The organism is Mycolicibacterium llatzerense, from assembly GCF_025331195.1.
GTDB lineage: Bacteria > Actinomycetota > Actinomycetes > Mycobacteriales > Mycobacteriaceae > Mycobacterium > Mycobacterium llatzerense.
Genome location: NZ_LXOV01000015.1, coordinates 129,192 through 150,275 on the forward strand (window position 1 = coordinate 129,192; position 21,084 = coordinate 150,275).

Annotated in this window: 20 protein-coding genes and 1 pseudogene; 5 read left to right on the plus strand and 16 right to left on the minus strand. The window is 64.9% G+C overall.

From position 1 onward, the window contains the following. Positions 1-40: 40 nt before the first annotated feature. The 8 genes and pseudogenes from A7G45_RS23780 to A7G45_RS23815 all read right to left on the minus strand — a co-directional run bounded on the left by A7G45_RS23780 (position 41) and on the right by A7G45_RS23815 (position 8,329). The gene (locus A7G45_RS23780) at positions 41-1,156 is read right to left on the minus strand and encodes an MlaD family protein (RefSeq protein ID WP_260940659.1); all 1,116 of its coding nucleotides are present in this window, start codon (positions 1,154-1,156) and stop codon (positions 41-43) included. Further along, positions 1,153-2,343: an MCE family protein gene (locus A7G45_RS23785; RefSeq protein ID WP_260940660.1), complete on the minus strand. Its 1,191-nt coding sequence runs from the start codon at positions 2,341-2,343 to the stop codon at positions 1,153-1,155. Before A7G45_RS23785 ends, A7G45_RS23780 begins: the two co-directional genes overlap by 4 nt. Continuing rightward, positions 2,340-3,404, minus strand: a complete 1,065-nt coding sequence (locus A7G45_RS23790) for an MCE family protein (RefSeq protein WP_051954716.1) — start codon at positions 3,402-3,404, stop codon at positions 2,340-2,342. The genes A7G45_RS23785 and A7G45_RS23790 overlap by 4 nt, the downstream gene beginning before the upstream one ends. After that, the gene (locus A7G45_RS23795; protein ID WP_260940661.1) at positions 3,401-4,450 is read right to left on the minus strand and encodes an MlaD family protein; all 1,050 of its coding nucleotides are present in this window, start codon (positions 4,448-4,450) and stop codon (positions 3,401-3,403) included. The genes A7G45_RS23790 and A7G45_RS23795 overlap by 4 nt, the downstream gene beginning before the upstream one ends. Continuing rightward, complete coding sequence (locus A7G45_RS23800; protein WP_260940662.1) at positions 4,447-5,964, minus strand: MlaD family protein; 1,518 nt, start codon at positions 5,962-5,964, stop codon at positions 4,447-4,449. Before A7G45_RS23800 ends, A7G45_RS23795 begins: the two co-directional genes overlap by 4 nt. Continuing rightward, positions 5,964-6,820: pseudogene (locus A7G45_RS23805) on the minus strand (MlaE family ABC transporter permease). Before A7G45_RS23805 ends, A7G45_RS23800 begins: the two are co-directional and overlap by 1 nt. Before the next feature lies 1 nt (position 6,821). Continuing rightward, complete coding sequence (locus A7G45_RS23810; protein ID WP_043985344.1) at positions 6,822-7,658, minus strand: MlaE family ABC transporter permease; 837 nt, start codon at positions 7,656-7,658, stop codon at positions 6,822-6,824. 23 nt (positions 7,659-7,681) lie between these two features. Beyond that, positions 7,682-8,329: a TetR/AcrR family transcriptional regulator gene (locus tag A7G45_RS23815; RefSeq protein ID WP_276555604.1), complete on the minus strand. Its 648-nt coding sequence runs from the start codon at positions 8,327-8,329 to the stop codon at positions 7,682-7,684. Positions 8,330-8,587: 258 nt separating this feature from the next. On the opposite strand from A7G45_RS23815, the gene A7G45_RS23820 reads away from it, so the two are divergent. Next, positions 8,588-9,388 carry a crotonase/enoyl-CoA hydratase family protein gene (locus A7G45_RS23820; RefSeq protein WP_260940664.1) on the plus strand — a complete coding sequence of 267 codons (801 nt, stop codon included), beginning with the start codon at positions 8,588-8,590 and terminating at the stop codon, positions 9,386-9,388. Here A7G45_RS23820 and A7G45_RS23825 read toward each other — a convergent pair. The 5 genes from A7G45_RS23825 to A7G45_RS23845 all read right to left on the minus strand — a co-directional run bounded on the left by A7G45_RS23825 (position 9,322) and on the right by A7G45_RS23845 (position 14,113). Then, positions 9,322-10,467 carry a hypothetical protein gene (locus A7G45_RS23825; RefSeq protein WP_260940666.1) on the minus strand — a complete coding sequence of 382 codons (1,146 nt, stop codon included), beginning with the start codon at positions 10,465-10,467 and terminating at the stop codon, positions 9,322-9,324. The genes A7G45_RS23820 and A7G45_RS23825 overlap by 67 nt on opposite strands. 54 nt (positions 10,468-10,521) lie before the next feature. Further along, the gene (locus A7G45_RS23830) at positions 10,522-10,986 is read right to left on the minus strand and encodes an RrF2 family transcriptional regulator (RefSeq protein WP_260940667.1); all 465 of its coding nucleotides are present in this window, start codon (positions 10,984-10,986) and stop codon (positions 10,522-10,524) included. 121 nt (positions 10,987-11,107) lie between these two features. Further along, complete coding sequence (locus tag A7G45_RS23835; RefSeq protein ID WP_260940668.1) at positions 11,108-12,328, minus strand: acyl-CoA dehydrogenase family protein; 1,221 nt, start codon at positions 12,326-12,328, stop codon at positions 11,108-11,110. A 1-nt stretch (position 12,329) separates the two neighbouring features. Further along, positions 12,330-13,358 carry a phosphotransferase family protein gene (locus A7G45_RS23840; protein WP_260940669.1) on the minus strand — a complete coding sequence of 343 codons (1,029 nt, stop codon included), beginning with the start codon at positions 13,356-13,358 and terminating at the stop codon, positions 12,330-12,332. Further along, positions 13,358-14,113, minus strand: a complete 756-nt coding sequence (locus tag A7G45_RS23845; protein WP_260940670.1) for an SDR family oxidoreductase — start codon at positions 14,111-14,113, stop codon at positions 13,358-13,360. Before A7G45_RS23845 ends, A7G45_RS23840 begins: the two co-directional genes overlap by 1 nt. Before the next feature lie 104 nt (positions 14,114-14,217). Here A7G45_RS23845 and A7G45_RS23850 point away from each other — a divergent pair, with 104 nt between their 5' ends. Beyond that, complete coding sequence (locus A7G45_RS23850; RefSeq protein ID WP_260940671.1) at positions 14,218-14,835, plus strand: QsdR family transcriptional regulator; 618 nt, start codon at positions 14,218-14,220, stop codon at positions 14,833-14,835. Between the two features lie 25 nt (positions 14,836-14,860). Here A7G45_RS23850 and A7G45_RS23855 read toward each other — a convergent pair whose 3' ends face one another. Next, positions 14,861-16,000, minus strand: a complete 1,140-nt coding sequence (locus tag A7G45_RS23855) for a 3-ketosteroid-9-alpha-monooxygenase, oxygenase component (protein ID WP_260940672.1) — start codon at positions 15,998-16,000, stop codon at positions 14,861-14,863. 26 nt (positions 16,001-16,026) lie between these two features. Then, positions 16,027-16,671, minus strand: coding sequence for a TetR family transcriptional regulator (locus A7G45_RS23860; protein ID WP_260940673.1), 645 nt, complete (start codon positions 16,669-16,671; stop codon positions 16,027-16,029). Between the two features lie 119 nt (positions 16,672-16,790). On the opposite strand from A7G45_RS23860, the gene A7G45_RS23865 reads away from it, so the two are divergent. The 3 genes from A7G45_RS23865 to ygiD are packed head-to-tail and all read left to right on the plus strand — an operon-like array spanning position 16,791 to position 19,562. Further along, complete coding sequence (locus tag A7G45_RS23865) at positions 16,791-17,291, plus strand: VOC family protein (RefSeq protein ID WP_260940674.1); 501 nt, start codon at positions 16,791-16,793, stop codon at positions 17,289-17,291. Then, a complete protein-coding gene (locus A7G45_RS23870) occupies positions 17,291-18,754 on the plus strand; it encodes an FAD-binding protein (protein ID WP_260940675.1) in 1,464 nt (487 codons plus the stop codon). Before A7G45_RS23865 ends, A7G45_RS23870 begins: the two co-directional genes overlap by 1 nt. A gap of 43 nt (positions 18,755-18,797) precedes the next feature. Further along, a complete protein-coding gene (ygiD, locus tag A7G45_RS23875) occupies positions 18,798-19,562 on the plus strand; it encodes a 4,5-DOPA-extradiol-dioxygenase (protein WP_452297413.1) in 765 nt (254 codons plus the stop codon). Between the two features lie 7 nt (positions 19,563-19,569). On the opposite strand, the gene A7G45_RS23880 is transcribed toward ygiD, so the two are convergent. Continuing rightward, a complete protein-coding gene (locus A7G45_RS23880; RefSeq protein ID WP_260940677.1) occupies positions 19,570-20,952 on the minus strand; it encodes an NAD(P)/FAD-dependent oxidoreductase in 1,383 nt (460 codons plus the stop codon). Positions 20,953-21,084 lie beyond the last annotated feature (132 nt).

Genomic DNA, 21,084 nt, shown 5'->3' on the forward strand with positions numbered 1-21,084 from the left:
AAGCGAATAACCACTGCCAGAACGGAATTGAGAAGGGTGATCATGGGCGATCGGCCCCGTTGACTCGCCCGACAATCATGTTCCACTCGTACCGCAGGCTCCCGATCATCAGGTGCCAGTCGGTGCCGTCAGGGCCGTGGATGCCGGGGTCACCCGCGTAGTTCTTGTCCGGCAGGGCTCCGATCGCGATCTTCTCGACTGACGCAAGTCCATGCAGCGCAGCCGAATTCGTGGACTTGACGACGACGCCGATCAGTCGGTTGAAGGCGGTCAGCGTGAGGTTCGGGTCCAACACGATGTCGTTGGAGACCTGTGACAGCTTGTTGATGTCGGCAATGAGGCTGCGGGTGTCGGTGCCCTGCATCGACGGGAACTTGGCCAGCTGCCGGGTGATCCTGCCGACGTTGTCGACCACATCCATGATCGCAGTGGTGTTGTCGGAGATGACGGCCAACGCCGGGCCGCCGGCCGACAGCGCCGTGTCGATGGTCTGTTGGTGATTGGCCACTTCGGCGGCCATGTTGGACGTACTACGCAGTGTCGAATCCAGTTGCGCCGAACGCGCCGACATCTTCGACAAGAACTGATTTGTTTCCGAGATCAACCCGGCCAGTTTCTCCCCGCGGCCACCAACGACGCGGCCGGCACCGTTGACGTCGGTCGTCAAGGCACGGACGGCACCGCCGTTGACCAACATCGCCAGCGAATTGAGCAGTTCCTCGACCGTCGGCGCGGACGCCGTGTCCGCCAGCGGGATGGTGTCGCCACTGTGCAGCAGTGGGCCACCGTCTGTGCGCGACGGCGGACGAATTTGCAGGAACACGTCGCCCAATGGCGTGGCAGCACGCAATTCGGCGGTGCTGCCCACCGGCAGCGGCACATCCTTACGGATTTTCATGGCCACCTTGGCGGTGAAATCCTGCGCCTCGATCGAGGTGACTTCACCGATGTCGGCGCCGTACAAACGCACCTTCGCCTTGGCCGGCAGATTCAGTGCATCGGTGAATACCGCATTCAACGAGTACGTCGGCCCACTCGAACCCGGGGAGGGCAAGGGCACACTGTCGAGGCCTGCGGCACAGCCGGTCATCAGCAGGACGCTGCCGAGCACAACGGTCCAGCGCGCGCCGCGAAGTACGAAAGTGGGACTGATCATCGTGTCGGCCCTGTCGGTGTAGCGGGTGCGGCCGGTGCCGGCTTCGCGCCGGGTTTGGGCGGTTCGCCCTGACCAGACGGACCGATGCCGTTGCCCATCAAGTCCAGCATCGAACCCAGGCCGAAATCTGGCCCGTAGTCCTGCAAGGTGCCTGTCGCACAACCGAGTTGCTTCAGGCCCATCAAGTTGCAGAGTTCCTTGTTCAGGTTGTTGTTGAGAATCACCTTGTCGGTCAACAGGTGGACGCGGATGCTACCGCCGACCGGGTCCAGGACGTTGTACAAGTTGTCGAGCGTCAGTGGCAGCACGTCAATGGTCTCCGTCAGCTCACGCTTGTTGTCGGCCAGCGATTTGGTCATCGTGCCCAGGTCACCGAACGCGCCCTTCAACTGATCCCGGTGCCGATCCAGCAGACCGCTCACCTGCTGGAGGATCTCGTTGGCCTTGGCGCCAGTGCGCCCAGATCCCAGGTTCTGGTCCGCGAGGATGTCGCTGAGTTGGTGCACGTTGCTGCCGAAGGTGCGGATGGCCGCATCGTTGTCGGCCGCCGACTGCGTCAAATCCGAGACACTGCGGATGATCTGCTGCAGGTTCTGCTGGGTCTTGGCACCACCGTCAGGTCCGACCTTGAGCGCCTCGGACAATTTGGTCAGCGTCGACTTGATCTGATCGCTGTTGCCCGCCGAGATCTGGGAGCCCAGATTCACCAGATCACCCAGCGGCCCACCGCCTTTGGCGTCGCCGCGCAGGGCGGTACCGAGCTTGTCCATCATGGCCAGGGTCCGGTCGAATTCGACCGGGGTCCTGGTGTTCCCAATTCCGATCAGGTCGCCGTCGCGGAGCTTGGGGCCACCACGATACGGCGGGGTCAGCTCGATATGCCGGTCGGTGAGGATCGAGGCGGAAACGGTTGCGGCCACGACGTCGCTCGGGACGGGGACCTTCCGATCGATGTCCATGACGACCTCGACATAGCCACCCTTGTTCTCCACCGTGTCGACCCTGCCGACCTGCATACCCAGCACCGACACCGCGTTGCCGGGATACAGCCCGACGGCGTCCTCGAAGTGCGCAGTCACTCTGATGTCACGGTGCCAGAATCGCGGCACCACCAGGACCGCGGCCACGACCGTGCCGACAACGGCAACAACCGCAATCACGCCGATTACCAAGGCACGCTTACTCATTTGCAGTCCTTGAAGTACTCGACGATGTTGAACTGACGGGCCCGGCCGCTGATGGCGCACATCCAGGAATCCACCATGAGACCACCGGACAGCGTCACATCCGCAGCATTCCCACTACCCAAGATGTTGGCGAAGTCGCGCGCCGCGATCGGTGCGTTCTGCAGGATGCTGCGAACGAGCGCATCATGGTCGGCCAGCATCTTGGCGAAGTCATGCAGGCTGTTGATCAGCGCGTCGAGTTGCGGCTCATCGCCCAGAATCGTATTCGCCCGGTCGGCCAGCAATGTCACCCCGTCGAACAGGCGCTGCACCGCCGCCCGCCGCGTGGTGATTTCGCCGAGAATCTGGTTGCCCTGCAACACCAGTGCGCCCAGATCGGCCTTCTGCCGATGTAGAAGTGCCGCGATCGTATCGGCGTTGGAAATCAGCGTGCCCAGCTGATCACGACGAGACTGGATCACGCCGGCAAGGGAATTGAGGTTGGTCAGCGCCTGCGGCAGAGCGTCGGGCAGCCCCTGCAGGCTGGCACTCATCACTCGCACCGACTCGGCGATCCGGTCAGCGTCCAGCGGAGCCAGGGTGCTGGTCGCGCCCTCCAGCGTCTTCTGCAGGTCATACGGCACTTCAGTGTGACTCAATTTGATTGTGTTGCTTCGCAATTCACCGGAGCCCGCGGGGGCGAGCTCCAGATAGCGCGAACCGAGAATGGTGGTGAGCTTGATCGCCGCGCGGGTCTCCGACCCCAGTCGCACGTTTTTGTCGGCTTTGAACGTGACCACCACGTGGTCGCCCGCCAAGGCGACGTCCTGCACCTCACCAACGTGGATGCCTGCGATCGTCACCCCATTGCCCGACTTGATGGCGGCGGCCTGGGCGAACTCCGCGGTGTACTGCTTCCTGCCGAAGTCCAGCACGCTGATCAGCACCACCGTGGCAACCATCACGACGATCACCGTCAGACCGATGACGCCGAGCCAGAACTTGTTGTAGTCCTCGAGAACTCGCTGCCGCCCACCCGGGATGTTCGCCGGGCGGAGCGGGCCGCCGAACAGGCCGCTCATCGGCACACCGCCGTGTGCCACACTTCGTTGCCGTTGCCCGGGGTGGCGGCGATGACGAAGTTCTGGAACCACTGCTTCAGGCCGCGCCACAGGGCGAAGTCGACGTCGCACGGATACGCGTTCAGGTACGTGCCGTCCTGCGTCATCCGGCTCAGACCCTTCAAGAGCAGGGGCACGTTGGCCATCATGTAGCCGAACCGGGCCTTTCCATCGGTGGTGCTGTACTTCAAGAAGCCGGGATCGCGGGCGATGAACTGCTGCATGTTCGGGGTGATCGCGTTGACGATCTGCGACAGCCGATTCACATTCGCAGTGATCGACCCCACCGAAGAGAGCAGTTCCTCACGCCGACCATTGAACGCCGCCAGCGACGCCGACGTCTGGCTCAGCATCGTCTCCAGGTTCTGGCTCTGCTTGGCCAGCGTCGTCATCAGCTTGTCCAGGTTGGCGATCAGATCACCCAGCGCCGCATCCGGACCCGCCAGCGTCTGCGTCAACACGGAGGCCTGAGTGGTCAATGTCAACAGCGAGCCCTGGTTGCCCTGGAACGCCTGGATGATGGCGCCCGTCAGGTTGTCCACCTGCTTCGGGTCGAGCTCGGTGAACAGCGGCTCAAAACCGTTGAGCATGTACGAGATATCGAATGAGGGATTGGTCCGATTCTCCGGAATCTGCGCGCCGGCAGGCAGTTTCCGCTTTTCACCCTCGCCCTGGCTGAGTCCGACGTAGCGCTGCCCGATGATGTTCTGGTACGTCACCGAGGCCAGCGTGTTGGTATAGAGGGTCTGGTTGCTGTGCACCTGGAAGGTGACCTTCGCCCGATAGTCGGAGGTCAGGTCGATCTTGTCGACGCGGCCCACCCGAACGCCGGCCACCCGGACGTCGTCGCCCTCGGCCAGGCCCGATACGTCTGTGAACATGGCCGAGTAGCTCGTGGTCGGCCCGGCGATGTTGCGCTGCAAGGTGGCGAACACCATCCACGTGACCGCGACCGAAAAGACCAGAAACAGAGTCAGGAACAGGACGGTGGTGCGTTTCAGTTTCATCGCTGCCCCTCCGGAATCGGAGTGACCTGTACGTCTTGCCCGCGGGTAACGGGACCCAGCAACAGTTGGGTCGCGGATGTGGCTGGGCCACCGACGATCTTGCTCAACTGATCCTTCTCAACGTCGCTACCGACCGGCCCGACTGTTCCGCCGTAGAGCGGCGCGGACTGTTGCTGAATCTGGGCGGGTGCGCCGGCTTCCGCGGGCAGCGGTGGCCCTGCGGGGGCCGGCACGGCCTGGGGCCCCGGAGCGGGCGCCGCCTGAGGTGCCGGGGGCGCATCGGGGTCCGGCGGCCCGGGGAAATCGGGCACGATCGGCACCGAGAACCGCGGCGGAGCGGTGTTGGGGTAATTCTCGGGAACCCATGCGGGCGGGGCCATGCCCATAGAGGCCAACCCCGGGATGAGGTCAGGCGCCGTCGGGGTTTCCGGCGCAGTGTGGCAGCTCGGCCCCTCCATTGCCCCATACCGCGGGCAGTCGGCCCGGGTGTACTGCCGTGACGGATTCATCGAGATGACCGCCTTGACGGTCAACAGGTTGGTCACGGGGTTCCAGGCTTCGTCGTATGCCTTGTTAGCGAGGGCCTGCAGCCGTGTCGAAATACCGTGGAACTCGCCGGCATGGTCCGCGATCACACCCAGCCCCGGTGTCAGGCCGGTGCTGACCTGGATCATCCGGTCGATCTGGTGGTCGAACGCATCACGGAGTGTTCCCGTGGTCTTCAGCCCACCGGCGAGGAAACTGGTCAACTGCGAACGCTTTTCGGCAAGCGTCCGCATCGGCTTGACCGAACTGTCCAATGCGGCGAACAGATCCGGTGACACCGTACGCAGGCTCTCGGATGCCGCTTTGAGTGCCGACAGTGTCGTCGGCCCGGTGTCGTCGGAGGCCACCACCGAATTCAGTTGCTGCATAACCCTGTTGAGACCACCGCCGGCATCGGTGAGCTTCTGCCCACGGCCGTGAGTGGCCTCGGAGATGGCCGCGAAGACACCGACGTTGTTCGCATCGGGTGACTGACCGACGGCCTTGAGCAGCTGCCGCAGCTTGGCCAGCACATTCTGGAACAGCACCGTGGGCAAGGTCTGGTCTTCCATGACCACATCGCCCGAACGGATGGGCCGCGCACCGCTGCCGTTCTGCACCAGCTGCACAGCCGACACTGCAAAGAGGTTCGCCGGCACCACGCGAGCGGTCACATTGTCGGGAATCTGCGGCGCGAACTGCGGCTGAATGTTGACGTGCACCACGTTCGGCTGGCCGTGCTGCGAGGGTGTCACGCTCGACACCATGCCGACGATGACGCCGCGGAACTTCACATCCGAACGCTCCGGCAGCCCGTCACCGATGTTGATGAGCTTGAGGTCGACCCGGATGAAATCGTCCAGCTTGCCTTGGGATTTGACCACCATCAGCACCGCGGCGATCGCGGCGATGACTGCGAAGATCGTGCCGATGACGCCCAGCTTGCGGTCGGTCGAGCCGCGCGGGTCGTGATCGAAAGAGTTACCCATCAGCCACCGAACCTTGCACCGCTGATGACGCCCCACAGCGCCATCGTGAGCAGCATGTTGACGATCATCACCACGGTGACACTGCCGCGCATGGCCCGACCGGCCGCCACCCCGACACCTGCCGGACCACCCGAGGCGAAGTAGCCGTAGTAGCACTGCATGGTCGACGAAATGAACACGAACACCACCGCTTTGATCGTCGCGAACAGCACATCCCGGCCCTCCAGGAACAGACCGAAGTAATGCAGATAGGTGCCCGTGGACTGGCCGGCGATCACACTGACCAGCTGGCACGACAGGTAAGCCAGGGCCAACGACGCCAGAAACAGCGGCACCACCGCGATGATCGAGGCCATCACCCGCGTGGCCACCAGGTACGCCACCGAGTTGATGCCGAGGGTGTCGAGCGCGTCGATCTCATCGTTGATCCGCATGGCGCCCAGCTGCGCGGTGAACCGGCAGCCGGCCTGCGCGATGAACGCCATGGCGATCATCGCCGGCGCAAGTTCTCGCGTCGTGGCGAACGACGAGACCAGACCGGTGGCCGGCCCCAACCCCAACAGGTTCAGCGCGTTGTAGCCCTCGATCGCCACCAGTGCGCCGGCCGTGATGCCCAGCACCCCAGCCACATTCAGCGTGCCGCCGCCGACCACGATCGAGCCGTTACCCCACGTGTGTCCGACAGCAGCCGCAGGAATTCCTTGCGGTAACGAACCCACATCGTCGGCATGGCCAGCACCACCCTGCCGAAGAACTCGATCATGTGACCGGTGCGCCCGGCCGCCTTCAGCAGCCCGTTGCCGACAGCGGCGACCGGCCGCAGCAGACCCGGGGTGAATGTTGAGGGAGCTGCCATGTCAGATCGACGTCTTCGGGAAGATGATGACGTACAGCTGACTCATCACGACGTTGACGATCATCATCAGCAGCACCGACTCGACCACCGCGGCGTTGACCGAGTTGGCCACACCGGCCGGACCACCACGGGTATCGAGCCCCTTATGGCAACTGATCACCGCCACGATCACGCCGAAGACGATCGCCTTGACCATGGCCAGCGCCAGGTCCCCGACCGTCGAGAACGACGAGAACGTGGCGATGAACGAACCCGGGGTGCCGTTCTGCAGGTACACGTTGAACATGTAGCTCGCCAGATACCCGACGAAGCTGGTGACGCCGGTGAGCAGCACACCGATGAGCACCAGTGCGACCAGCCGCGGCACCACCATCCGCTGGATCGGGGAAACGCCCATGACCTCCATCGCGGCGATCTCCTCACGCATGGTGCGCGACCCGAGGTCGGCGCAGACGGCCGAACCGACGGCCGTCGCCAGCAACAGCGACGCGACCAGCGGGGCGCCCTGCCGGATGACCACCAGACCGGTGGCCGCACCTGACAGGGACGAGGCGCCGACCTGGCCGGCCAGCAGGGCGAACTGGATCGACAACGTCACACTGATCGGGATCGTCACCAGAACCGTTGGCGTGAAAGCGGTTCCGGCCATGAACGCGGCCTGATCCAGGAACTCGCGCCACTGGAAAGTCCGCTTGACGATGTCGCGGAACAGATACTCCAAGGCCCGCAACCCGAGCACGATCTGACCGCCCGCGGTACTCAGCGACGCGATCGGATGGTTCTGCAGGTAACGGCGCACCCACTCGATGGCCTCGTTGATCGCCGGCCACTTCGCCAGCCCTCCGGTTTGTGCTTGGTCGGTCACAGCGCGGCTGCTTCCCGGCCGGATTCCGGCCACTCGGTGGCGATGCCACGGCACACCAGTTCGTTGCTTGCGAAGGTCTGCGCGAGCAGTTCCTCACGGCTCGGCTTCTGCCCGTAGCGCAGGGCGATACCGAACGGGATGGCGCAGATCGTCTGGGCGGTGGCCCGCACGTCTACGTCGGCCCGGATGTAACCCTGCTTGATGCCGTCGCGCAGCATCGTCGCGAGGACGCGGGCGCCGTCGTCGAAGAGGTGCTGGAATTCCTCGGTCATCTGCTGATCGACGCCGGCCGCCTGCACCACGATCAACTGCATCAGGCGCGGCTCGTCGGCCAGTAATTCGCTGTAGGCCATCCCGATACCGAGCAGGTGATCGCGGAACTCGGTGATGGATGCCAGCCGTCCCGGCGTCGGGTCACCGATCGCGGCGAGCACGCGGGCGTTGACCTGGCGCACCGCGTGGTCGACGATGTCGCGCTTGTTCTCGAAGTACCGGTAGAACATCGAATGCCCGGACCCGAGCCGCTTGGCGATGTGACTGATCGAGGTCTGGTGATATCCGCGCTCGGCGAACTCTGCCAAGGCAGCTTCGATGACCTCTTCGCGCACCAGCTCCGCGCGTTTCGCGCGCTGGCGTTCCGCCATGGTCGCCCGCGCCTCGCCTGTCACGCGGATCACAGTAGCGCATCGATTCCGGTTCCGGACACACTCTTCGCGAAACGGAATCAATTGTCTCGGGAGTAAACGCCGGACGGTGCGCGGTTTGCTGAAAATCGCAGAGTGGCACTGCCGCAGGACAGTAGGGCGACCCTCGCAGCCATGTGGCCGTTTCTGCATTTTCACCAAAAACCCACAGCCTAGGCGGTTGCCGTGGTAGCGCCCGGGCCGCACTATCCTGCGTCCATGACAACGGACCGGATCACTGTCGACATCCGCAATGGCATCGCTTACGCGACGCTCAACCGGGCGGACAAGATGAACAGCCTGGATCTCCCCATGCTGGAAGCGCTCGCCACCGTCCCCGGCCAGCTGGCCCGCGATCGTTCGGTGCGGGTCGTGATCCTGCGCGGTGACGGACGCGCATTCTGCACCGGACTGGACTTCGCCGGCGCCAAACTGCAGGGGCTGAGCGCCGTGCGCAACTTCGGCAAACTCCCCGGACAGAAGACCAACCTGTTCCAGCAGGCCTGCTGGGCGTGGCGCGAGCTGCCGGTCCCGGTCATCGCGGCAGTACACGGCCATTGCTACGGCGGCGGCCTGCAGGTTGCCCTGGCCGCGGACTTCCGGATCGCGACGCCGGATTGCAAGCTGTCGGTCATGGAGGCCCGGTGGGGACTGATCCCCGACATGACCGGGTCGGTGACGCTGCGCGAACTACTGCCGATGGATGTGGCCAAACGGCTGACCATGACCGCCGAGGTGTTTTCCGGGACCGAAGCCCTGGGCTATGGACTGGTGACATCGGTCGCCGAAGACCCGTTGTCAGCAGCCGAGGAGTTGGCCGCACAGTTGGTCGAGCGCTCCCCCGACGCGCTGGCCGCCACCAAGAAACTGTTCGACTCGACGTGGACGTCGACGCCGCGGTCAGCGTTCTGGACCGAGTCGCTGTTGCAGCTGCGACTGCTTCGGGGGCGCAATCACCGATTGGCGCGCAAGGCCGGGCGGGACGGCACTCCGGATTGGGCGCCGCGGTCGCTGGACTGAACTACGGACTTGCCGTCTGACTCGGTCTTGGGCTTCGGCTTCGGCTTGGGCGTCAGTGCTTTCGTCAGCCCTTTCGCCAGACCGGCCAGCGGATTGAGGACCTGACCGCGCGGCTTCGGCGGCGTCGACTTGTTCACGTCGTCGATCGGTGTCGACAGCTCCGTCTTTTTGGACTTGGGCAGTGACGTCGGCAGCGTCGGAGCTACAGCAGAGGTGCTGACAACTTTGGGCGCTGCCGCCGGCGCAGCAGCGGCGGATTGCATGGCCGCGGCGCGCACCTTGTTGGCCTCGGTGACAATGGTGTTCGCGATGACGGTGCCGGCCGCGGTCACCACGCCGACTGCGGTTTGGACACCTGCCATCACCGCGCGCACCGGGTTACCGCTTTTCGCCAGTTCCTGAGCGACGGCGTCGGGCACGTGGAATGCACCCGCGAGGAAGTCGTTGAAGGCCGGGAAGATCACGGCCGCAACCACATTGATGACGCCGATCACCGCGACCTGGAAGACGCCGCGTGGCTGGACGGTCGGCTCGGGGTTCCGTACGACGGGCGCGTTGAGCGCGTCGAACGTCTGCTGACGGAACTGTTGGAACGCGCTCAAGACGGCCCCCGGACCGCCCGTGATCGCGGGCGGGATGTTGAGCAGACCCACCACTGCGACCTCGAACGCGTTCAGCGCCCGCTGCGCCGGAATGGCAGCATCTACATCGATCGCGCGATCCATGGCTGCGGCGGTAGGCCCGGTCATCGATGCGCCGGCGATACCGAGCGCCTTGAGCGGGCCGTTCGCCGGCAGTGCCGCCAGGAACACCCCCGGCTCCATCAGCGTGGTCATGATTCCCGTCGTGACGGTCTGCGCCAGCAGCGGACAGATGAGGGAGCAGTAGATCCCCTGGTTCTGCACGAAACTCGTGATCAACCCGCCCGGCGGAACCGTTGCGGCCAACCGGATTTCCCGCGTCACGGCCGGCGGTGATGAATGCTCGACAGTCGGGGCGACCGGTATCAGTGGTGCCACGACCGCCAGGGCAACGGCGGTTGCCGCGAGGTCAGCGGGCAGTCGTGCGGAAAGTTGCATCGTGGTCCCCTTGCGCAGCGGTTATGGGCACCACGAATTGGCGAGCCATTCGGTTCAATCGGCGCGAGAATCGATCTGCGCGGCCAGCGCACCGAGGCTGATGAGCAGTTTCCTGGTCGGCGGCTGCGCGAGGTCGGCGACCGTCGTGGTGTTCAGCGACGCATAGAACGCCGCTTTCGCCTGCGCCAACGCCGAGCGGAGCCGGCACGCCGATTGCAGCGGGCAATCGAGTCCGCTGCAATCGACCAGCTCGGTGTCGCCGTCGTCTTCCAGCGACTGCACGACGTCACCGAGCCGCGCCACGCGGCCGGCTGCCGTGAGGGCCAGTCCACCGCCCCGGCCGCGGTCGGCATCGAGCCACCCGGAAGCGGCCAGGTGCGCGCATGCCTTCGTCGCATGCGTGTACGAGATCTGCATCTCCTCGGCGATCTGGCGCGTCGAAATCCGCTGCCGGCCGTCTTCGGCGGCGAGCCGGATCAGAATCCGCAACCCGACGTCACTGAAACCGGTTAGCCGCACCCGACCACGCTATTTGAATCATCATTTCTGATGCAAATAAAAGTCGCCCGTCCACAATGTCGGCCCGAGAGCGCGGTTGAGGATATATAGCCTCTGGCGGCGCTCTCAGTCCGACATTGCGTCAACTCACCAGGTGCTTCTTCAACTCCGTGCGCGCGAGGGCGTTCTTGTGCACCTCGTCGGGACCGTCGGCGAAGCGCAGGGTGCGGATGCCCGCATACATCGCGGCGAGCGGGAAGTCCTGCGATACGCCGCCGGCGCCGTGCACCTGAATGGCCTTGTCCAGAATCCACTGCACCGTCAGCGGCGTGGCGATCTTGATGGACTGAATCTCGCTGTGCGCACCGCGATTTCCCACGGTGTCCATCAGCCAGGCGGTCTTGAGCACCAGCAGTCGCAGTTGCTCGACCCGCACGCGGGATTCGGCGATCCAGTCGCGGATCACGCCCTGCTCGGCCAGCGGCTTGCCGAACGCGATGCGACTGGCGGCCCGCCGGCACATCATTTCGATGGCACGCTCCGCAACACCGATGGCCCGCATGCAGTGGTGGATGCGGCCCGGCCCGAGGCGAGCCTGGGCGATGGCGAATCCGCCGCCTTCTTCACCGATCAGGTTCGACACCGGCACCCGCACATCGGTGAACCGCAGCTCGGCATGGCCGCCGTGGTCGTTGTCGTCGTAGCCGAACACCTCCATGCCGCGCAGCACCTCGAGCCCCGGGGTGTCCCTGGGAACGAGGATCTGCGACTGCTGACGATGGCGCTCCGAACTGGGGTCCGTCTTGCCCATGACGATGAAGACGGCGCAGTTGGGATTCATCGCTCCGGTGATCCACCACTTGCGACCGTTGATCACGTAGTCGTCGCCGTCACGCACGATGGACAGCTCGACATTGGTGGCATCGGAGCTGGCCACGTCTGGCTCGGTCATCGCGAAGGCGGACCGAATCTCTCCGGCCAGCAATGGCTCCAGCCATTGGCGCTGCTGCGCTTCGGTGCCGAATTCATTGAGCACCTCCATGTTTCCGGTGTCCGGTGCGGCACAGTTGAAGACGGCGGGCGCCAATTGGATACTGCGGCCGGTGATTTCGGCGAGCGGCGCGTACTGCAGGTTGGTCAAACCGGCACCCTTGGAGCCGGGCAGGAACAGATTCCACAAACCGCGACTACGGGCCTCGGCGCGCAGCTCGGTGAGCACCGGGACGCTGTCCCAGGCCCACCGGTTGTCCAGAGCAGCCAGCTGCTCATGGAACGTCTTCTCGGCGGGATAGACGTGGCTGTCCATGAACGCCGTCAGTTCGGCGACCATTTCGTTGGTCTTGGCGTCGTACGCGAATTCCATGTCAGTTCTCCTTCAATGCGTTCAATCCGGCGTCCAGCAGGGAGTGCACCGCGTCCCCGGCGAACGCGAACCCGTCGCCCACGGTCTGCCCGTTGACGTATCGGTAGTGGATACCTTCGAAAATGCCCGCCATCTTGAAGAAGGCCAGGGCCAGATAGAACCCGAAATCGCCCAGGCCGCGGCCGATTCCGGCGCTGTAGCGGTCGATGATCTCCTGCTCTGAGAGGAAGCCGGGCGCTTCGCTGACGTCGGAGACCTCTCCGGTGCCCGACGCCGCCAACCGTCCGTAAGCCACCATCAACGCCAGATCGGTGAGCGAGTCACCGATGGTGGACAGCTCCCAGTCCAGCACCGCCGCCGGCTGGTCGGCCGCGTCCATCAGGACGTTGTCGAGGCGATAGTCGCCATGCACGATGCCCGGCGTCGAGTCGGCCGGAACCCGGCCCGACAGCGCCTGATAGAGCTCTTCCATGGCGGGCAGATCCCGGGTGCGGGCAGCGGCGAACTGCTTGTGCCAGCGCCCGACCTGACGGCCCAGAAACGCTTGCGGCCGACCGAAATCCGCCAGACCCACCGACGCTGGATCGACCGAATGCACTGCGATCAGGGTATCGACCAGCCGCTCGGAGATGCCCCTGGTGCGCTCGGCACCCAGCGCCCGCAGTTCGGCCGCCTGCCGGTACGGGGATCCGTCGACCTCGGCCATCACATAGAACGGGGCACCGAGCACCGACACGTCGTCGCAGAAGCCGTACATGGCAGGCACCGGTACCGCGGTGGGCGCGAGCGCCGACATCATCCGGTACTCGCGGCCCATGTCGTGCGCCGTGGCAAGAAGCTCACCCACGGGCGGACGGCGAACGATCCACGACGAATGACCGTCTGTGACACGGTAAGTCAGATTGGACTTGCCACCGGCGATCAGCGCCGCCGACAGCGTCGCGCCGGCACCGGGCACCGCGGACGGCAGCCAGTCTCCGAGCTTGTCCAAATCCAGCCCGGGCAATTCGAGATGCGTGCCGGCAGCCATCAGACCCCGCCGCCCAGGAGCACGCCACCATCGATGCTCAGTGTCTGCCCGGTCATCCAGCCGGCATCATCCGACAACAGGAATGCCACCACCGAACCGATATCTTCGGGCACGCCAAGACGTTTGAGCGGGTAGTTCGCACTGACCTCGTCCTCACGGCCCTCGTACAGCGCGGTCGCGAAGCGCGTCTTGACGACGGCGGGCGCGACGGCGTTGACCCGGATGTTCGGCCCCAGCTCGACCGCCAGTTCCTCGGTGAGGTGGATGACCGCGGCCTTCGAGACGCCATAGAACGCGATGCCCGGAGCAGGCCGCAGGCCGGCGATGGACGCGACGTTGACGATCGCTCCGCCGTGTTCGGCCTGCCAGGCCCGGTTCACCTTCTGCACCCACGACAGCGCCGACAGCACGTTGACTTCCAGAATCTTGCGCGCGGCGTCCATGTCGATATCCATGAGCGGCCCGTACACCGGGTTGATGCCGGTGTTGTTCACGAACAGATCGGCGCTGCCGAACGTCGCAATCGCCTTGGCCACCACAGCATCCTGGTGCTCGACGTCATCACCACGGCCGGCCACGGCGAGCGCGACGTCCGGCCCACCGAGAGCCTCGACGGCGGCATCGAGCGCGTCCTGCTTGCGGGCAGTGATAACGACCTTGGCGCCTTCGGTGACCAGTCGCTGGGCGATGGCGAATCCGATGCCACGACTGGCACCCGTGACGATCGCGGTTTTTCCTTCGAATCGCGTGCTCATGTCAACTTCCTCGTCGAGTTGCGGTACATGGCCCCACCCAGTGGGACACATAGTCGAAGTGTGCCACACTGGCACACGGCGGTGCAATGTCCCATAATGGGTGGATGTCCGGAGCAGAATCGACGACGCATCCCCCGCGACTGGGGACGGCACTGAGCCGCCAGGCCGCAGTCGATGCCGCAACCCGGCTGTATCTGGCGGGCGACCCGGTCGACATGTCGGCGCTGGCCACCGAACTCGGGATCGGCCGTTCTACCCTCTATCGACTGGTCGGCAATCGCGAAGACCTGCTCAGCACCGTGCTTGCCGAGGCCACCGAACGCACCTTCCGCCGTTCGGTCGCCAAGATCGATGCCGGCAACGGCGATACCGTCGGCGTCGACAGGCTCCTGGCAGTCATGGAGCATTTCCTGAACGCGGTGGCCGACGCCAAGCCGCTGCAGGCGGTATCCCAACGCGAGCCATTGCTGATCGTCCGGCTCATGCTGCTGCCCGGACTCGTGGAGCAGACCGCCGGCCGCCTGATCGGCGAGGTGCTGGAAGCCGAGGTGGCCGCCGGTCGGCTGGAATTACCGCTGCCGCCAAGCACTTTCGGGCTGGCACTCATCCGGATGTGCGATGCCCACCTCTACGCCCCACTCCTCGGCGGCGGACCGCCCGAGATCGACACCGCGCTCGATCTGGTGGCCGCGTTCCTCGGCCGCAGCCGAGCTGACGGCTGAACAGCCGTCAGTTCCGTTGCGGCGGTTACGCGGACGACGTCGCCGCCAGATTCTCTGCCACTTCGGCTTCCCAGTTCTCGATGGAATGCGTGGTGTCGATCTCGAACTCGAAGCGGTCCGTCATATCCGCCGTCACGTCTTCGACATCGACATAGAACTGCTCGTACCAACGCCGCTGCTGATACACCGGGCCGTCTTCTTCGGTGAGCAGCGGGTTGTCGATGCGGGCCTTGTGCTTCCAGATTTCGACGTCCTGCTCGAAGCCCGTCTGGACCCCATCGATGAAAGTCCTTGCCAGTTCCGCATTCTGCTCTTCGGTCATGTTCGGGAGCTTCTTCACGATGGCCCCGTACTGCAGCACGAACGAGTTCGGGCTGACCGGATAGTGCGAGTTGATGAGGATGGTCTCGACAGTCATGCCGTTGGACACACTGCGCAGCCGGTCGATCATGTACGACGGCCCGAAATACGAAGCCTCCGAATAGAGAATGGAGGTCGGGTCATGGAAGGTGCTGACGACCATGTCGTCGCGGGGCGTCGAATCCATCACCTGGGTGGCGACGTGACCTTCGAAGATGTTCTTGAAGTTCCGGGGAAATGCGTAGTGCACGTAGAAGAAATGCGCCATGTCGACGTTGTTGTCGATGATCTCGCGGCAGTTCGACCCTTCGATCAACTGGATGTTCCAGGTCCAATCGGTCCAGGCGTCCGTGCCGTACCCCTCGATCTCGGGGATGTCGACCTCCGGCGGCGGAGTGTTGCCCTGCGGGTCATTCCAGACGAACAGTTGCCCGTTGCGTTCCAGCGTGAGCCATGAGCGGGTGCGCGCCAGCCGCGGAGTTCGCTTGGCGTAGGGCACCAACGTGCACTTGCCGTCGCCGCCCCAGCGCCAGTCGTGGAACGGGCACGCGATCGAGTCGCCTTTGACGCTGCCGTGCGCCAGGTTGCCACCCATGTGGCGGCAGTAGGCGTCGAGCACGTTGAGCCGGCCCTGACTGTCGGCGAAGACCACCAATGACGTTCCGAAGGCGTCGATCTGGTGTGGTGCACCGTCATTGAAATCGCGGATCAGGCCGAGGCAGTGCCAGCCGCGGGCGAACCTGGTCGGGTCCTCCCCCGCCTCGATCTGACGGATTTCAGCCGACTCCTGCTCGGCGACCGACATACGCTCCTCCATCGTTGTGCCTGAATTCATTGGGGCCCAACCAGTGCGGGCATCGGCGCTGTGAGCAGGCCGACGACCATCGCGACGATGTTGTCCCGCGCCTCGGCTTCACTCAGTGCGCCACGGAGTGCGTCGCGCTGCCCATCAACCTGACGTTCGTGGTCGGCGAGCAGCGTGAACACCACCGATGCCATCGCGGCCATGCGTTGGTGGCGAAGCGCTTCGGGGAGGTGCTCCAGTGCGCGCAGCATGCGGGAAGTCAGGATTCGGGTCGCCGGCCACTGCTCGGCGGTCAGCGTGAGCTCGGCCATGACGGGGTGACTGCGGACGCGTTCGAGGAACCGCGCGTAATGGCTCGACCCGTCGGAGTACGGGGTATCGAACAGGGGCTCGACCAAGATGGTCACCAGGACGGCGATGTTGTCATCGGGCTTGCCGTTACTTTCGTGCTCCGCGAGCAGCGCCAGTCGCGCCTGTTCCAACGGTGCTTGCCGGTAGCCGATGATGGCTCTGATCAAGCCATCTCGCGATCCGAAGTGATAGTGAACGGCCGAATTGTTCCGCTGACCGGCAGCCACCGCGACATCGCGCAACGACACTTCCGGACCCGATTCGGCGATCAATCGTTCACCGGCGAGCAGCAGCTGCGTGCGCGCATCAGGCCGACTCATGGGCGCCAGTTTATCCCGAACACTTGAAAATGCAATCACCAACGCTTGACGCTTTAAGCATTCTCGCTTACTTTGAGTCGTGCGCCCCTCGGCGCCGCTCGCCCCTCGGAAGGAACACCATGACCGTCGCGTATGGACCGATCTGCCAAATCGCCTGGGTCACGGACGATATCGAGGCGACCGAGCAGTTGCTGAGCAAGCAGTTCGGCGTGGGTGCATGGGTCCGGATGCCCAATATCGAGTTCGGGCCGGAAACCTGTCGCCTGCACGGCGAGCCCGCGGATTTCACCGCCCACATTTCGATGTCGTACTCGGGCGCCATGCAGTTGGAGCTGATCCAGCCGGTGCGGGGCACCAGCATCTACACCGAATTCCTCGAGCGCAGCGGTCCGGGACTGCACCATGTGTGTTTCGAGCCAGGCGATTTCGACGCGGCCGTGGCGTCGGCGCAGGAACAGGGCCTGGCCATCGTCCAACAGGGCGAGATGTCGGGCGGTCTGATGCGTTTCGCCTATGTCGACGGCGCGTCTGCCGGGGTGCCGTACATCGAACTCGGCGCGTTCAGCCCCGAGATTCGTGCGATGTTCGAGCACATCAAGAAGGCTGCGGCGGGCGCCTGATGATTCCGGAAACAGTATCGGTACAGGGTGTTTCGTCGTTCTCCGACGAGGTCGACGTGCTGGTTGTCGGACTCGGCATGGCAGGCGGATGCGCGGCTGTCGAAGCAGCCGCGTCGGGTGCGCGCGTATTGGTGCTCGAACGTGCCGCGGTCGCCGGCGGCACCACAGCCATGGCGGGCGGCCACTTCTACCTGGGCGGCGGCACCGCGGTCCAGGAAGCCACCGGCCAGACCGACTCCGCCGCCGAGATGGCCGCCTATCTGACCGCGGTCTCGAAAGAGCCTGTGCCGGAGCTGATCAGCGCCTACTGCGAGGGCAGCGCGGAGCATCTCGGATGGCTGGAAGCGCTGGGGTTCGAATTCGAGCGCAGCTATTACCCGCACAAGGCCGTCATCCAGCCGGAGACGCAGGGGCTGATGTACACCGGAAACGAGCAGGTGTGGCCGTTCCGCGACAGTGCGGTGCCGGCCCCCCGGGGCCACAAGGTGCCGGTGCCGGGCGATACCGGTGGCGCGGGGATGGTGGTCAAACTTCTGGTCGAGCGGCTGGCAGAACTGGGCGTGGAAATCCGTTACGAGACAGGCGTCTCCGCGCTGGTCGTGGAGGACGACCGGGTCGTCGGGGCCACCTGGAAGAGCTTCGGTGAGACCGGCGCCGTGCGGGCGAAGTCCGTCGTCCTGACCACCGGTGGTTTCGTGATGAACCCGGAGATGCTGGCGCAGCATGTCCCGCAACTGGCCGACGCGCGTGTTTTCGCCTTGGGCAGCAGCTACGACGATGGCATCGGTATCCGGATGGGCCAATCTGTCGGCGCCGCAACAAAATACCTGGACCAGGCGTTCATGACCGCGCCGGTGTATCCGCCCGCCAAGCTGCTCACCGGCCTCATCGTGAACCGCAACGGGGACCGGTTCGTCGCCGAGGACTCCTATCACGCGCGAACTTCCGCATTCGCTCTCGAACAACCCGACAGTGTGGCGTACCTCGTCGTCGACTCCCAGCACGTCGAGATGCCGGCCATGCCGCTGGTCCAGTTGATCGACGGTTGGGAAGATGTCGCCGAGATGGAAACGGCACTCGGCATCCCGGCCGGCCGGCTGCAGTGCTCCCTCGATAGGTACAACGCGAACGCCGCGGCTGGCGAAGATCCCGACTTCCACAAGGCCGCAACGTATCTGGAGCCTCAGGACGTCGGTCCATGGGCGGCGTTCGATCTGAGTCTGGGCAAGGCGTTCTACAGCGGCTTCACCCTTGGGGGCCTGGCGATCTCGGTCGACGGTGAAGTGCTGCGCGACAACGGCAATGCCATTGCCGGCCTCTACGCAGCCGGCGCCTGTGCCTCCACCATTGCGCAGGACGCCAAGGGGTATTCCAGTGGCACACAGCTGGGTGCCGGTTCGTTCTTCGGGCGGCGGGCGGGACGCGCCGCCGCCGCAGCGGCGGCGGGAGCGCAATCCCGGTAGCGTTGACCGCACGATGACCGGATCAGCTGACCTGCCCGCCCTCATGCCGGCGGCGTTCATCGGACACGGCAGTCCGATGAACGCCGTGGAACGCAACCGGTATACGGCCGCCTGGACGGAGTTCGGCCAGTCCGTGCCCCGCCCCCGGGCGATCCTGGTGATCAGCGCGCACTGGTACATCAACGCCACCGCGGTCACTGCCATGGCGCGGCCTCGCACCATCCACGACTTCTACGGCTTCCCACAGGAGTTGTTCGATGTGCAGTACCCGGCGCCGGGACTGCCCGAGCTGGCCGACGAGATCGCCGAGACCGTCAAACCGACCTGGGTCGGGGCCGACCGGGACAGCTGGGGTATCGACCACGGCACGTGGTCGGTGTTGGTACATGCCTTTCCCGACGCCTCGATCCCGGTGGTGCAGTTGTCGATCGACGCTGAGAAACCTCTGGAGGAACACGTCGCACTCGGCGCGCAATTGGCCGAGCTCCGCAGCCGGGGTGTCCTGATCGTCGGCAGCGGCAACATCGTGCACAACCTACGGGCCATGAACACGCGGCTCGCCGACGGCGGATTCGACTGGGCCACACGGTTCGACGACGCTGCGGCCGATCTGCTGACCCGCGCCCCCGACCAGATTGTGCGGCTGCGGGAACATCCCGACTTCGCCGCCGCCGCGCCGACACCGGATCATTTCATCCCGATGCTCTACCTCGCCGGATTGTGTTCAGCGGCCGACACTCCCGCGAATGTGCTCGTCGACGGCTATACGTACGGGTCGCTGTCGATGACGTCCTACACCCTGACCTGAAATCCGCTCAGCGCGCGCTACTGGCGTCAACCTCCGTCGCCCCAGCAGGTTTCAGCGCCTCGGCGGGCGTCACGTAGGCATGGCGGTGGTTGAGCAGCTGGCGGTGCGCATTTTCGCCGACCAGGGTCCGCACCTCGCTCAGCACCGCGCGCCTGCCCTGGTGCTGATGACGCAAGAGCCGTCCGGCCGAGCCGAAGAGTCGAGCCGGGCTCAGCACCTTCGAAGGCTTCTCCCGGTGCGTGAAGAGGTCGAGGAATCGCCCGATCTGCCCCTTGTCGTGCAGGTCCGCGACCATCTGCGGGAACACCGCCGGGACCCGGCCCGCCTTACCCAGATCGTTGGCGAACCAGTAGTGGTCGGAGAATTCGTGGTCGCGCCACCTGCCCCACCGCGCCAACGCCGCATCCTGCGCTTCCGGGGAACCGCCGAGGCCTTCGACGATCTCCGGTACCGCCGCGTCGACCTGTGAGAACGCGTCGCCGATCCCCCGCCCCGGCGACGGGTCCTTGAAGTGGCCGGCGTCGCCGACGAGCATCCAGCCCGGACCGCACGGTTCACGGAAGAAGCCGGTGTAGTGCACCATCCCCAACAACTTGCCGACCCGCCGAGCGCCCTCCAATGCCTCCGCCACCGGCTCGCAGCTGAGCGCGTGCTCCATGAAACTGCTCTCGAGATTGGTACGGAATCGCGGTAGCTCGCACAACTCGGGGATGACGACCACCTGGTACAGCCCGTTGTCGGCTGCGGCACCGATCACGAACTTGTCGGCCCACCGGTGGAACACATTCGTCGGCTCGGCAGGCATGTTCGCGCCCTCGAAGAACGCCCAGTACGCGAACCGCTGATTCGGCACGATGTTGTACTTGCGCGCGGCAACAAGATTCGCGACGGTCGAGTTCCGCCCATCCGCGCCGACAACCAGGCGCGCGCGAAGTTCAGCCTCATGGCCGTGAGTCCTGACGCGCACACCGGTGACCCGATCGCCGTCCTGCACCAGTCCGGTGACGTCGGTGGCCATCCGCACCTCTGCCCCCGCCTCTTCGGCAGCACCGACCAGAATCGGGTCGAGCAACGTGCGTCGGACGGAGGCACTACCGCCCACATCACCGGAGCGTTGCGGCCATGCGGCGTTGAACTGAAAATCCTCGGCGCGGGAATTGGACCGCGTCATGAACGGCGCACCGGTGGCGCGCAGCTGGTCCGTCACGCCGAGCCGGTCGAGGAACGCCAACCCATCTGCCTCGAAGATGTGTGTCGACAGGGTGTCTCGTGGAAACGTCGCTCGTTCCACGACAGCTACATTTGCTCCCTGCCGGGCCAGCATCGCGGCCAGCGGCGAGCCGGCGCATCGAGCACCGACGATGACGACGTCAAATCCCTGGGCCAACATGGTTGCTCCCGAAGTTCGCACTGCGCCGAGGCAGGCCGCACCCGGCGCAGCTCAGAAAAGCGTACGCCGCACCAAGCGCGGCGTACAGCAATTCTTCAGGAATTAGCCATGCTCACGCAGTGCGGGATTCCG